10 protein-coding genes and 3 tRNA genes are annotated in these 13,886 nt (G+C 44.7%); 3 read left to right on the forward strand and 10 right to left on the reverse strand.

Going from position 1 to position 13,886, the window contains the following annotated elements; genetic code table 11:
- Positions 1–5 precede the first annotated feature (5 nt).
- The 5 genes from yycF to DH10bf12_RS03745 all read right to left on the reverse strand — a co-directional run bounded on the left by yycF (position 6) and on the right by DH10bf12_RS03745 (position 3,094).
- On the reverse strand, positions 6–716 hold the full coding sequence (gene yycF / locus DH10bf12_RS03725) for a response regulator YycF (RefSeq protein ID WP_404406479.1): 711 nt from the start codon (positions 714–716) through the stop codon (positions 6–8).
- A 403-nt stretch (positions 717–1,119) separates the two neighbouring features.
- Positions 1,120–2,538, reverse strand: coding sequence for a peptidoglycan DD-metalloendopeptidase family protein (locus DH10bf12_RS03730; RefSeq protein WP_471737269.1), 1,419 nt, complete (start codon positions 2,536–2,538; stop codon positions 1,120–1,122).
- Positions 2,539–2,838: 300 nt separating this feature from the next.
- Positions 2,839–2,911 (reverse strand) — tRNA-Phe (locus tag DH10bf12_RS03735).
- Between the two features lie 4 nt (positions 2,912–2,915).
- Positions 2,916–2,991: transfer RNA gene (locus DH10bf12_RS03740), tRNA-Asp, on the reverse strand.
- Between the two features lie 28 nt (positions 2,992–3,019).
- Positions 3,020–3,094: transfer RNA gene (locus DH10bf12_RS03745), tRNA-Glu, on the reverse strand.
- Positions 3,095–3,304: 210 nt separating this feature from the next.
- Here DH10bf12_RS03745 and DH10bf12_RS03750 point away from each other — a divergent pair.
- From DH10bf12_RS03750 to DH10bf12_RS03760, 3 genes are all read left to right on the forward strand, one after another.
- Positions 3,305–4,345 (forward strand): potassium channel family protein, encoded by a 1,041-nt coding sequence (locus tag DH10bf12_RS03750; protein WP_471737270.1) that lies wholly within the window; start codon positions 3,305–3,307, stop codon positions 4,343–4,345.
- A gap of 174 nt (positions 4,346–4,519) precedes the next feature.
- Positions 4,520–5,353: a YitT family protein gene (locus DH10bf12_RS03755; protein ID WP_471738184.1), complete on the forward strand. Its 834-nt coding sequence runs from the start codon at positions 4,520–4,522 to the stop codon at positions 5,351–5,353.
- A gap of 807 nt (positions 5,354–6,160) precedes the next feature.
- Positions 6,161–6,991: an STAS domain-containing protein gene (locus tag DH10bf12_RS03760; RefSeq protein WP_471737271.1), complete on the forward strand. Its 831-nt coding sequence runs from the start codon at positions 6,161–6,163 to the stop codon at positions 6,989–6,991.
- A gap of 46 nt (positions 6,992–7,037) precedes the next feature.
- Here DH10bf12_RS03760 and DH10bf12_RS03765 read toward each other — a convergent pair whose 3' ends face one another.
- The 5 genes from DH10bf12_RS03765 to DH10bf12_RS03785 form a co-directional block, all read right to left on the reverse strand.
- Positions 7,038–8,333: an adenylosuccinate synthase gene (locus tag DH10bf12_RS03765; protein ID WP_471737272.1), complete on the reverse strand. Its 1,296-nt coding sequence runs from the start codon at positions 8,331–8,333 to the stop codon at positions 7,038–7,040.
- 580 nt (positions 8,334–8,913) lie between these two features.
- On the reverse strand, positions 8,914–10,278 hold the full coding sequence (gene dnaB / locus DH10bf12_RS03770; RefSeq protein ID WP_471737273.1) for a replicative DNA helicase: 1,365 nt from the start codon (positions 10,276–10,278) through the stop codon (positions 8,914–8,916).
- A gap of 151 nt (positions 10,279–10,429) precedes the next feature.
- Positions 10,430–10,876 carry a 50S ribosomal protein L9 gene (gene rplI, locus DH10bf12_RS03775; protein ID WP_471737274.1) on the reverse strand — a complete coding sequence of 149 codons (447 nt, stop codon included), beginning with the start codon at positions 10,874–10,876 and terminating at the stop codon, positions 10,430–10,432.
- On the reverse strand, positions 10,873–12,852 hold the full coding sequence (locus tag DH10bf12_RS03780) for a DHH family phosphoesterase (RefSeq protein WP_471737275.1): 1,980 nt from the start codon (positions 12,850–12,852) through the stop codon (positions 10,873–10,875). Before DH10bf12_RS03780 ends, rplI begins: the two co-directional genes overlap by 4 nt.
- Positions 12,853–12,930: 78 nt before the next feature.
- Positions 12,931–13,869 (reverse strand): YybS family protein, encoded by a 939-nt coding sequence (locus DH10bf12_RS03785; RefSeq protein WP_471737276.1) that lies wholly within the window; start codon positions 13,867–13,869, stop codon positions 12,931–12,933.
- Positions 13,870–13,886 lie beyond the last annotated feature (17 nt).

Below are 13,886 nucleotides of genomic sequence, written 5' to 3' on the forward strand. Positions count from 1 at the left end.
TAGATCTAATCCTGATCCGGGTTTCTCAGGTAGTAACCGACGCCGCGGCGCGTTACAATCCATAACGGGTGACTCGGATTGTCTTCAATTTTCTCGCGCAGACGACGAACCGTTACATCGACTGTACGTACATCACCATAATAATCGTAGCCCCATACTGTCTGAAGCAGGTGCTCACGCGTCATGACCTGTCCGATATGTTTTGATAAATAATGAAGCAGCTCAAATTCACGGTGCGTCAGTTCAATCGTGTCACCGCGTTTTGTCACCATATATGCGTCCGGATGAATCGTCAGTACACCGACTGTGATTTCATTTGTCAGGTTCTCTTCCTCAACCTGTCCTTTCAATGCCTGATGACGGCGCATGTTCGCTTTCACACGTGCGACAAGCTCACGTGTGCTGAACGGCTTTGTCACATAATCATCTGCGCCAAGCTCAAGTCCGAGCACTTTATCAATCTCAGAGTCTTTTGCTGTCAGCATAATAATCGGCATTTCATAATTCTTACGTACTTCCCGGCAAACTTCCATGCCGTCTCTGCCCGGAAGCATGATATCAAGCAGAATCAAGTCCGGTTTGATTTCTTCCACTTTTTCAAGGGCTTCGTCACCGTCATATGCACAGTGAACCTCATAGCCTTCTTTTTTCAGGTTAAATTGTAGTATATCTGCAATTGGCTTTTCATCATCGACAACCAGGATCTTTTTATCCATCTCGTGATTCTCCTTTATCATTCGTAATCATTGAGTGTTATATAGTCTTATAGTAAATGTATCACGTTGACGTCAATAATTCACTCTTTACCCGATTTTAACAGCTGATTTCCCGGGAAATAGAGCGTTTTTCTATAAGCGCTGACCCTTTTCGGGAAGGACTGCGCTTTCCGCAGCCGCGCGGTGAGCCCCTTCCAGGCTTCGCCTTCCACGGTCTCACCTGTCGCTTCTCCGCTGCAGGAGTCTCCGTCCTTCCCTCCAAGGGTCAGCTTAGATTGTTCTCATCTGATTTCTCTCATATTACATCTTTACATTTCATGTATCCACTAAGCTTATCAGATACACAAAACTGCTCCCGGTATCCAGTTTTTTAGTAAAACCGGTGCCGGCAGCAGTGTTTCTTTTAGTAATCGAGATAATCCATTGGGTTTTTCAGGTCTCCATTTACATATATTTCAAAGTGCAGGTGGATACCTGTAGAGAATCCTGTTGTACCCATTAACCCCAGTGATTCACCCTTGCCGACTGTCTGACCCGGCTGTACGTGAATTTCACTTAAGTGGGCATAGATTGTACGCATTCCGTTATTATGATCAATAACGACTTTATTTCCGTAATCCCCTTCAAATCCAGCGGATACAACAACACCGTTATCAACATTGCTGATCGTCAGGCTGTCCGGGCTTGCGATATCAATCCCTTTATGGTGATCTCCCCATCTTGGTCCCTGATGACTTGAGATATAGCCGCCATCAGCAGGCCATTGAAGCGAGCCTGTTCCTTTAGATGGAATTTCTTTTGTTCCTTCAAGTACTATGTGGTTTATCGCTTCTTTTGTTATCTCTTCATTTTCGGTGGATTTGGCTGACTGCTCACCGTTTACTTCAGTAATCAGTTCTGTGTAGACCTTCTCGCCTTCCTGGCCTTCCTGTTCTACACGCGTTTCGCCTTTCAGGATGTCACCGTCTTCTTTGACTTCTTCTATAAAATCAATTGTTTCTGCCACACGTGACTCTTTTTTCACCTGAACTTCCACGCCAGGTACTTTTTCTTCAGCCTTGATCAGTACGCCTTCAGAGAGTTCTCCAGCCTCAGGATTCAGCTCTTCAAAGGTTTCTTCATCCATGTCATACTTTTTAAGGATGTCTTCCTTTGTTTCTCCTTCAGCTGCTTCATGATCAACCATTTTTGTCGTTCCGGCCAGAAGCCTTTCAACTGCTTCTTCCGGATCAACCAGGCTTTCAGGCTCCACCTGTGTCTCTTCCTGATCACCGATTCCATTAATCTGAATATCGATTACACGGCTGTCACCAGGCTCAAGCTCTTTACTGAGATCTTCTTTTTCAAAACGATCAAGCTCTTCTTCTGAAACTGCCGTAAGCTTCAGCTGTCTGATTGCTTCCTTGGCATCTTCTTCGCTTTCAACATGAGCAACTGTATGTTCACCAAGGTTAAGCTCATAAGCATCTGTTACAAAAGCTGCTGCATCCTTCGCCTGATCAATCAGCTGTTGATCTGCTGTCTGCGGGTTAAATACGTGCTCAGGAATCAGCTTCAGATTATGTCTGACATCACCGGAAGCCTCTTCTTCAAGCTCTTCCTCTTTTTTCTCAGCCCATGCAGTTAAGTCATCCGGGTCAGTCACTACACCAACGTATTCTTCACCTGCATACACATGGTGAACGACAGTCAGTCCACGTGATTCAGCAGAAGCTTCTATATCAAATCCCCAAAGTGCAGTAGATAACATCACGCCGGCAGCAAATATTTTAAGGCTACTGCCTGAATCTATAAATAAACGGTTTAACTTGTGATTTTTCATCGTTTTATCCTCCAACAGGTAAGCTAGAATCAGCGCATGAAAAAATGCGCCATCCAAATGTACCATATAGAAGTTCCCATACAAGGCTTGTTGCCCAACTGTAAAAAATGACACAAAGCCAGTTTTCATCTAAAATTTACCAACATATTGATCTGAATGATGATGACAGGGTTTGAAAAGCGGAAAAAATTAGACTGTAATTGTTTTGTTATGAAATTGAGATGTTTAAGAAGGGCAAAAAGAGGTTAATAGGGGATTTTTAGATATAAAAAAAATACGCCGCGATTGCAGCGTATCTTATGGCTTTGGACGGAATCGAACCGCCGACACATGGATTTTCAGTCCATTGCTCTACCAACTGAGCTACAAAGCCTAAATGGCGGTCCCGACCGGGATCGAACCGGCGATCTCCTGCGTGACAGGCAGGCATGTTAACCGCTACACCACGGGACCAGAGGTAGATATGTATAAAGAAAATAAGTGGTGACCCGTACGGGATTCGAACCCGTGTTACCGCCGTGAAAGGGCGGTGTCTTAACCGCTTGACCAACGGGCCATTGAATGGCGCTGCCTTAGCAACGAATCTAACTATACCATAACTTTTTAAAAGGTGACAATCTTTTTTTTGAAAGTTTTTAAGGTTTTTTTGATCATCTATCATTAGTCTCTGTAAGGTCGTATACGGCAGGCCAAAAGAACGTTAAAATCTGTATATGAAACTTCTGTCTTACACAGAACGTATTGATTTAAAAAGGGGTGACAAACCATGCATATTTTCATGAGGCTCTGGAAGCAGCTTTCTGAAATGGACTACCGTGTTATCACGATTCTCTCACTATTCATTATTCTATTTGGGACATTTTCAGTTTACTGGATAGAACCTGAGACGTTTCCAACGCTGTTTGATAGTTTCTGGTGGACGATGACAACATTAACCACTGTCGGATATGGGGATTTCTTTCCGGTTACAGTGGCCGGCAGACTAGTCGGGATTTTCCTGTTCATCTTCGGAATTGGTCTGATTGGTGTTCTGATCGGAAAGATCGTGGAAGCGGCAAGTACATATCAGCGTTTAAAAAAGGAGGGAAAGCTCATGTACAAAAAAAGCGGCCATTATGTCTATATCGGCTGGTCGAAGAAAACCGAACAGGCAATTAAAGAAGTGCTTTATCATAATAACGGTGCTGAAATCGTTCTGGTGGAAGATACGCCTGAAACACCTCTTACTGATGATAAAGTCCATTTTATCAGTGGTGATCCGACTGAAGAACGGATTTTGCATAAAGCGAATATCATTGAAGCGAAAAGAGTGGCCATTTTCTCAGATCCTTCAATTGAGGATACTGTATTAAGAGATGGAAAAAGTTTATTAATCGCATCAGCAGTAGAAGCTCTTTCAGTTACTCACCAGGTGGATATTCAGACTGTCGTTGAGATCTGCGAAGAGCGTCATATCTCCAAGTTTAATCATATTCGTGTAGATGATTTCATTCTCTCGGATGATTCTGTTTCACTTTTAATGGCAAAAGCGACACTGCAACCCGGAACAACAACGATCTTCAGACAGCTGCTCAGCAAGCGTTTTGGTAACAATATTTACGTGGTGAAAACAAAAGATACGTGGAAGACGTACCGGGACGCATCACAAAAATTACTTGATGATGGTGCAGTTTTGATTGCAGTTAATGAAGACATGGATTTCAAAGATGCGATTAAAAAGCCTTTGAAAAAAGGTGATAATTTATACGTGATTTGTGATGATAAAACGTATAAGAGACTGAATGTTTTATATGAGACAGTTGAATGACCCGCGGCAGCGGGTTTTTTTAATATAAGGATACTTTTGCCATGACCCCTCATGTATAATGTAAACAATTCATAACATCAGGAGGGATCAATCTTGCCGGGTAAGCGAAAAAAGCATGAACTGCCCCCTGTCTCTGCTAAGAAACGGAGTCAGCATAAAAAGCTCTCATTAAAGATGGTGAGCAAACGCGTTTTCTTTATTTTGATTGGTGCGATTATGATGGCGGTTGGACTTGAGCTGTTTTTAGTTCCCAATCAGGTACTCGATGGCGGAATTGTCGGGATCTCCATTATTCTTTCCTACCTGACAGGGTGGAAGCTTGGACTTTTTATTTTTATATTGAACATTCCTTTTTTCTTTATCGGCTATAAGCAGATTGGAAAAACATTTGCACTTTCCACACTGCTCGGCATTTCTGTATTATCAATTTCCACCTACTTCCTTCACAGCGTGGAAGTGTTTACCGATGATTTATTGCTCGCTACAGTTTTTGGCGGCATTGTTCTAGGTGCAGGCGTTGGCATCGTGATCAGGTATGGTGGTTCACTTGATGGCACAGAAATTCTTGCAATCTTATTCAACAAAAATCTCCCTTTCTCTGTGGGAGAAATGATTATGTTCTTCAATTTATTTATTTTCACTGTAGCCGGGTTCGTATTTGGATGGGACCGGGCTATGTATTCACTTATTGCTTACTTTATCGCCTTTAAAACCATTGATATTGTCATTCAGGGTATGGATGAATCAAAAGCTGCCTGGATCATCAGTGACAATTATATTGAAATTGGTGATGCCATTATTGACCGTCTCGGGCGAGGCGTCACTTACCTGAATGGTCAAGGCGGATTCACCCTTCATCAGAAAAAAGTTGTGTTCTGCGTGATCACAAGACTCGAAGAAGCAAAGCTTAAAGGAATCGTAGAAGACATCGACCCCAACGCCTTCCTCGCAGTCGGCAGCATCGCTGAAGTAAGAGGCGGCAGATTTAAGAAAAAAGCAATACATTAAAAGAAAAGTGGAAGCAGGCGGTTAGCCCCGACAAGCATAAGATGTGATGAGAGAAATGGGTGCTCTTCCCCATTTTCTCATCGCAGTTTATGACTCGAGGGGCTGCCTGCTGGAACTGGATCATAAGAAAAGTGGAAGGCGCTTGGTCAGCTCTGACGGGCATAAGACGCGGAGCGGAAAATGGGCGATCTCCCCATTTACCGATGCGTGGCTTATGACCCGAAGAGCTAGCGCCTGGAACTGGATCATAAAAAAGTGAAAGCGCCTGCTCAGCTCAGACAAGCATAAGACGCACTGAGAGAAACGGGTGACCTTTCCCGTTTTCTCAGTGTGGCTTATGCCTCGAGGGGCTAGGCGCTGGAACTGGATCATAAGAAAAGTGAAAGCAGGCGGTTAGCCCCTGATGCGGAGGACTGAAACGGGCACGGAACATGGGCGTTCGATAAAATGAAAAGGTGATGTAATAAAATTGCCTCTACCAAGCAGCCATAGATTCAAAATAGATCAACATCCAATACATGACCCGCAGCTGCGGGTTTTTTTATTGAATTTTTAGCATTCTCTACTTTTATTCACCACAGCCTGTATGTTTATTAAACAACCTGTTGTATAATGCTTAACATATATACCCACCGGAGGAATATCAGCATTTGTTAAATGAGATATTCGCTCTTTTGCTCGAACAAAGACCGGTTTATTTTTATTTATTATGTTAGAACATGGCTTGAACAGGCTAAACTTAAGGGTATAGTAAAGCTAAACGACTGAAAAGCGGGATCACTAACATCATAGAATTGAGGGATTGACATGGGTTCGATTCAGGATTTTGCTTCATACCTGAAACAAAATGGAGAAGAGCTTGGAGAAAAACTTCTTGTATATAGTCTTGGTAAAGTTGAGGTGGAAATTCCACAATCAATTATTGAAGAATCACGCAGAAATAATGGACGCTTTTTTGAATTCTTCTCCGATACACTTGCTGTCGAGGAGGAAGAATCGGTTGAAGAAAAATTCCTGAAATGGAGCCGGGATAATATTGAAGAACAGGTATCCATGATGGATAAGCTTTCTTCACTGATTCGCCCTTATCCGGATACAAGAATGTATTTCAGTGATTTGATCGGAGCAATTTGTATTCAAAAAGAGCTTTCGACTAAAGATACGCTCTTTGTATTAAATCGGTTAAATTTTATTCTCGATATTAATATGCGTGAATCAATACTTACGTTTGAGAAGTATAAAAACAAAATTAATGAAGAGAGCCGCAGAGAGATTCTTGAGCTGTCTGCACCGATTGTGCCGATTCAGCCGGGTGTTGTTGTATTGCCGCTGATTGGTAAGATTGATTCTGCACGAGCAGAGCACCTGATGACGAAGACGATTCCAGCGATCAGTGATATGAATCCTGATTGCGTGATTATTGATTTTTCAGGTATTGTAACGATCGATAACGAAGTGGCCGGGCATGTCTTTGATATTACGAATGTACTGAAGCTGCTTGGGGTGGATGTAAATGTAAGCGGTCTGCGTCCTGAGCTTGCGCAGCATATTGTGTTAAATGGCATTCATTTTAAGGATATTCAGACGTTTTCAAATGTGCAGCAGGCAGTCAAAGACTGGGATGTTAAAATCTTATAGAAAAAAGGGTATCTGCGCGTTCGCAGATACCCTTTTATTCATTCATTTATTTTTCAACTCTCCATACACTCTTCACAACGTTCGTCTGTGTACGGTCAGGTCCTACCGAGAAGATTGATAGCGGGATACCTGTCAGCTGTGATACGCGCTCAAGGTAGTGACGTGCATTTTCAGGAAGCTCATCAAGTGAACGTACGCCTGTAATGTCTTCATCCCATCCTGGAAGCTCTTCATAGATCGGCTCACATTTCGCAAGTGTGCGAAGGTTTGCCGGATATTCTGTAATGATCTCATCGCCGAGGCGGTAAGCTGTACAGATTTTCAGTGTTTTGATGCCTGTTAATACATCAATTGAGTTCAGTGAAAGATCTGTCAGACCACTTACGCGGCGTGCGTGACGTACAACCACGCTGTCGAACCAGCCGACGCGGCGTGCGCGGCCTGTTGTTGTACCGTATTCACGTCCGACTTCACGGATCTGGCTGCCGATCTCATCATGCAGCTCAGTCGGGAATGGACCATCGCCGACACGTGTTGTATAGGCTTTAGATACACCTACCACGTGGCCGATTTTCGTCGGTCCAACACCTGAGCCGATTGTTACGCCACCCGCTACCGGATTTGAAGACGTAACGAACGGGTATGTACCCTGATCGATATCAAGCATAACGCCCTGTGCACCTTCGAAAAGCACGCGGCGTGCTTCATCAAGAGCATCGTTTAACACAACAGATGTATCGCATACATACTTCGCGATCTGCTGGCCATATTCATAGTATTCTTCGAAAACATCTTCCATCGTAAAGCCTTCCACTTCATAGAAGCGCTCAAGCATACGGTTCTTTTCAGCCAGGTTATGTTCAAGTTTTTCTTCAAATGACTCTTTATCTAAAAGGTCAGCGATACGGATGCCGGCACGTGCTGCTTTATCCATATAAGCAGGACCGATTCCTTTTTTCGTCGTACCGATTTTGTTTGCACCTTTACGCTCTTCTTCCACTTCATCAAGCTTAACATGGTATGGAAGAATGACGTGGGCACGGTTACTGATACGAAGATTCTCCGTGCTGACACCGCGGTCATGCAGATATTTCAGCTCCTGCACAAGCGCTTTTGGATCTACAACCATTCCATTACCGATCACAGAGATTTTATCTTTATAAAAAATCCCTGATGGAATCAGATGCAGTTTATATGTTTCACCATCAAATTTAATTGTATGACCTGCATTATTACCGCCCTGATAGCGTGCAATTACTTCTGCATGTTCTGAGAGAAAGTCAGTGATCTTACCCTTACCTTCATCTCCCCATTGAGTTCCTACTACAACTACTGAAGACATGGAACGCACCTCCGTCAGGCTGTTACACCCTTTTTATCAAACAAGAACAGTTTACCAGTCATTCGGAGGTCAGTCAATGTAAAGACGAACATTTTTGTGTAAATAGTAATTTATATTCGTTTATTTCGACAAATGAAAAGGTTTACGGAGGCGAGTGATACGGATTTGTGTGAATGTGATCGTTATGGGACGCACAGATTGATACAAGTTCGGTGTGAACCCGTACATCTCCGGGCGGAATAGGCACAGCCTCAGTTGAAATCCAAACAACCACACCGGGAACTTCGACAACGCCGGCATAAACTGCTACAACCTCCACGTAAGCAGCTGCCTCTCCCCTGGCACTTGATGCACTTCAGTAACAGGCTGTTAGTTTGTTAAAGGCATGAAGAGGGGCGGGCTGGTGCACTCAATACGGCTCTCACGTCACTCATGTCAAAGCTTGGTGCACTCAATACGGCTCTCACGTCACTCATGTCAAAGCTTGGCGCACTCAACCCGGGTGAGTCGCTAGCTCAATCCGCAAAACAGGTGACTCAACAACCAGCTACGAATTAAAAAAGCCCCCATTAAGGAGGCTTTACGCACCAGGCGGCATACTCGGATCATCGAGTCGCCGTTCGAGGTTAACGAATTTGTTATATTCCTTGATAAAGGCTAGTGATACCGTGCCAACCGGGCCATTACGCTGTTTAGCGATAATGATTTCAATCGTGTTCTGGTTTTCACTTTCCTTATCGTAGTAATCATCACGATAAAGGAAGGCAACGATATCAGCATCCTGCTCAATACTTCCTGATTCACGTAAGTCAGACATCATCGGACGCTTGTCCTGACGTGATTCTACGCCACGGGATAGCTGAGACAGTGCGATTACCGGCACTTCAAGCTCACGGGCAAGTCCTTTTAGTGAACGGGAGATTTCCGATACTTCCTGCTGACGGTTCTCGCCGGGCTTTCCGGTACCGTGGATCAGCTGCATATAGTCAATCAGAATCATACCGAGTCCGTGCTCCTGCTTCAGACGGCGGCATTTCGCACGGATATCCTGTACGCGCACACCAGGCGTATCATCGATATAGATACCGGCATTTGACAGGCTTCCCATCGCCATGGTCAGCTTGCGCCAGTCTTCGTCTGTAAGGGCACCTGTACGCAGGTTCTGTGCGTTAATATTACCTTCAGCACAAAGCATACGCATCACAAGCTGCTCCGCACCCATCTCCAGACTGAAGATCGCAACGTTTTCACCGGTTTTCGTCGCAACATTTTGTGCGATGTTCAGGGCAAATGCGGTCTTACCAACTGACGGACGGGCTGCAACGATAATCAGGTCGTTACGCTGGAAGCCTGCTGTCATGCGGTCGAGCTCATTAAAGCCTGTTGCAATCCCTGTAATATCACCCTGTGAGCTGTTCAGTATCTCGATATTATCGTAGGTACGCACAAGCACGTCTTTCATCGAGTGGAAGGCGCTTGTGTTCTTTCGGTTTGCCACTTCCATGATGTTACGCTCAGCTTCAGCTAAGAGGTTTTCCACTTCATCCTCACGTGCATAGCCATCCTGGGCGATCGTTGTCGCTGTGCGGATCAGCCTTCTTAAAAGTGATTTTTCTTCGACGATATGTGCATAGTACTCAAGGTTGGCTGCAGTTGGCACAAAGCCTGCAAGGTCTGTTAAATAGGAGATTCCGCCAACGTCTTCAAGCTCTTTCATGGCTGCAAGTTCTTCAGTGACTGTGACAAGGTCAATGGCTTTTCCTTTATCACTTAAGCTGATCATGACGTCAAAAATACGCTGGTGGGCACTGCGGTAAAAATCTTCCGGCATGAGGACTTCCTGCGCAGATATCAGTGACTGGGGTTCTAAAAAGATGGCACCGAGCACGGCCTGCTCAGCTTCTATATTTTGCGGCGGCATTCGGTCCGCATACTGTTCATTCACGTCGGATCCCTCCTGTGTTGCTGTATAAAATGCCGGCACTATGCTTCCCTCAGGAAATACGCACAGTCCCGGCACTTTTTATCTGTTTCTATCTCATCCAAGTTATACATTCAGTATATCACGGATTCAATTGGTTTCAGAAGACCCTAAATTATTCCTCGGTTACGTGAACCTTTACAGTCGCAGTGACATCATTATGAAGCTTCACCGGTACATTGGTGTAGCCAAGTGAACGGATTGCGTCGCTAAGTTCGATTTTACGCTTATCGACTTTTATGCCGTGCGTTTTTTTCAGTTCTTCTGCGATCTGCTTAGAAGTCACTGAACCGAACAGGCGGCCGTCTTCACCGGATTTCGCTGTCAGTTCAACTGTCAGCTCCTCCATTGTCGCTTTCAGCTGCTGTGCTTCTTCAAGCACCTGCTGCGCTTCCTGCTCCTTCTTTTTCTTTTGAGCGTTCAGCTGGCTGACGTTACCTGCGTTTGCTTCAGCAGCCAGGTTATTTTTCAGCAAGTAGTTGTGTGCATAACCGTCTGCTACGTTTTTTACTTCGCCTTTTTTACCTTTACCTTTAACGTCCTGTAGGAAAATTACTTTCATGATTCTTCAGTTCCTCCTTCGATGTGTTCATTGATTGCCTGTTTCAACTGTTCTACAGCTTCATCAACTGTAACGTCCCGAAGCTGGGTGGCTGCATTGGTCAGGTGACCTCCGCCATTCAGTTTTTCCATGATCAGCTGCACGTTGACTGTTCCAAGCGAGCGTGCGCTGATGCCAACGACACCTTCATCACGGAAAGCAACGACAAACGATGCCGCCACATCTTCCATTTGCAGCAGCGTATCGGCTGCCTGTGCAATAATAACGGAATCATGTACACGGTCATCCTCACCAAAAGCAATCGCCATCCCATGCTTATAAAAGGTGACTGTCTCAACGAGGCGCGCCCGCTCTACATAAGTCGTTACATCTTCTCTCAGGAACTGCTGTACGAGTACGGTGTCCGCGCCAAGCGTTCTGAGGTAGGATGCCGCATCAAATGTCCGGGATCCTGTGCGCATAGTGAAGCTTTTTGTATCCACTATTATACCAGCAAGAAGCGCAGTCGCTTCAAGCATTGTGATTTTCTCTGTTTTCGGCTGATAATCCAGCAATTCTGTGACAAGCTCGGCTGTTGAAGAAGCATAAGGTTCCATATAGACTAGCAGTGGATTCTCAATAAACTCTTCCCCTCGGCGGTGATGGTCAATGACAACCACTTTTTCCGCTTTATTTAACAGCTTTTCTTCAATCACAAGACTCGGCTTATGTGTATCCACGATCACAAGCAGTGTATCATCAGTGATCATATCAAGCGCCTCTTCAGGTGCAATCATATGTGAGAATAAATCCGGCTTTGTTTTAATTTCATCAATCAGACGGTTCACGCCGCTATCAATCTCAGTAAAATTCAGCGCTACAAAACCTTCACGCTGGTTCATCTGTGCAATCTTCCTGACACCAATTGCCGCTCCAACCGCATCCATATCCGGGCGCTTATGTCCCATCACGATGACTTTATCACTGCTGACGATCAATTCACGCAGTGCATGGGAGATTACCCGCGCCCTTACACGCGTCCGCTTTTCCATCGGGTTTGTCTTCCCGCCGTAAAACTTTACTTTTCCGTTCGCCTGATTAATCACGACCTGGTCACCACCGCGTCCTAAAGCAAGATCAAGACTCGACTGTGCCTGGCGCCCAAGCTCAGGAAGTGTCTCAGCACCTGAACCGATTCCGATACTGAGTGTCAGCGGTACGTTTTGTCTTGAAGTCATCTCACGAATCGAATCAAGCACAGTAAATTTCTCCTGCTCAAGCTCACGTAAAATGCGCTCATTCATCACTGCAAGAAAGCGGTCAGATGACACTCTTTTTACGTAAATATCGTGCTCTGTCGCCCACTGGTTAAGCAGTGTCGTGACTGAACTGTTAATATTACTGCGGGCAGAATCGTCCATTCCCTGCGTCAGTTCATCATAGTTATCTAAGAAGATCACCGAGATCACAGTCCGGTCCGCTGCGTACTGCTCTTCGACTTCTGACTGCTCTGTCACATCAAAGAAGTACAGCAGCTTTTCATCCTGTCTGTGAATGAGGCGGAAAATCCGGCCCTGCCAGGAGACAGTCTCTTCAATGCTGCCTTCTTTTTTAATAACTGGCACAAGCACGTCAGCCACGTCATATAAGGACCGGCCAATCATCGTGCCATCCTGAATGAACGCAGTTAAATACGGGTTCGCCCACTCCACGAAAAAATCATCGTTGTAGAGCAGAATCCCGACCGGCATTTCCATCAGTGCTTCTTCCCCTACCCTTTTTACCCTGTAGGAGAGCGTGGCGATATATTCTTCAGTGTCGTTGAAAAAACGCTTTTCAAATACAAAAGCGAACCACAACAGAGGTACTGCCAAAATGAGCGTACCGACCGCAAACATCCAGTTGTATAGGAATAATACCGCCGCAATCAAAACGACAATCAGCGTAAGCCCGAGCAGCAGCCGGCGTAGTATCCGGTGTTGAAAATATGTTGGCATGCCTTCAGCTCCCAAAACGGTTCACCCGTTTGCATGATATATGCTCTATCTTATCCATCCACCGAAAAGAATGTGCGCTTACTTCTTTTCAGTGATCCGTTTTCTTAAATCGAAACCTAAGTCTATTATACCTAAAATTCGCGTCAATGGATTGATCAATACGCCTAAAATGGTCAAAATCACCAGCAAGCTCTTGCTCCAGCCTTTTAAATGACCGTAGAAATGAATGAAAGCCAGTCCCTGAAGGACCATTAACAACTCAAATCCAAATTGAAGATTAATTAAGGCATAAGCAAACATCGTTCCCTGCTCAGGCGTTGCAATCAGTGTCGTCAGCAGAATAACCAGGTAATACCAGATGACGTTTTTCGGTAAAGAAAGATTGCGGAAGGCTTCGAACTTAGGCATGTCTTTTTTCGCCAGACGCTTTACGAGCGGGAAATTGATGAGCATCATAATCCAGATCAGCAGTGCTGAAGACAGGACAACTAATGATGGCAGCAGTGTTTCGAAAGTAATCATGATCTGTGCAAACTGCTCCCTCACATCACCTGTCTCAATACCTGCAGCAGTATAAACTGAAATCGCCTGCTCCAGTGAGTCATCCATTAACGTGAAAAACTCATCAATCATATTAACCCCAAAAAGGAGAATCGAAAATAAATACTGCATGACCAGGTTTACAGCAAAAACAAGCGTTGAAATCATAAAAATCATAAACTTGCTCTTCCCCTGCTGAACGAGCCATCCCATTACAACACCGGTTGTTCCATATAAAATGGCAATCGGAATCGAGAACAGACTACCTGCAATACCTGCTACACCAATAGATGCTGCAAGCACGACCAGCGAGGCACGAATCGAGTATTTTACACTATAAAGTAAAAATGGCAGCAGTAAAAAGAACGCTGACACAGCTGAGATAAACGGCACATACACCGTAATCAGTAGTAAGACTGTGAAAAAAGCGGTCATCATTGCGCCTTCAGTCAGCCTTAACGTATTTGTATTATTCATCATACACCTCAATTTTT

The sequence above is a fragment of the Jeotgalibacillus sp. 10bf12 genome, assembly GCF_055597105.1.

Coding starts and splice junctions, on each gene's coding strand:
- yycF (WP_404406479.1), bottom strand. CDS start 716: ATGGATAAAAAGATCCTGGTTGTCGATGATGAAAAGCCAATTGCAGAT.
- DH10bf12_RS03730 (WP_471737269.1), bottom strand. CDS start 2,538: ATGAAAAATCACAAGTTAAACCGTTTATTTATAGATTCAGGCAGTAGC.
- DH10bf12_RS03750 (WP_471737270.1), top strand. CDS start 3,305: ATGCATATTTTCATGAGGCTCTGGAAGCAGCTTTCTGAAATGGACTAC.
- DH10bf12_RS03755 (WP_471738184.1), top strand. CDS start 4,520: ATGGTGAGCAAACGCGTTTTCTTTATTTTGATTGGTGCGATTATGATG.
- DH10bf12_RS03760 (WP_471737271.1), top strand. CDS start 6,161: ATGGGTTCGATTCAGGATTTTGCTTCATACCTGAAACAAAATGGAGAA.
- DH10bf12_RS03765 (WP_471737272.1), bottom strand. CDS start 8,333: ATGTCTTCAGTAGTTGTAGTAGGAACTCAATGGGGAGATGAAGGTAAG.
- rplI (WP_471737274.1), bottom strand. CDS start 10,876: ATGAAAGTAATTTTCCTACAGGACGTTAAAGGTAAAGGTAAAAAAGGC.
- DH10bf12_RS03780 (WP_471737275.1), bottom strand. CDS start 12,852: ATGCCAACATATTTTCAACACCGGATACTACGCCGGCTGCTGCTCGGG.
- DH10bf12_RS03785 (WP_471737276.1), bottom strand. CDS start 13,869: ATGAATAATACAAATACGTTAAGGCTGACTGAAGGCGCAATGATGACC.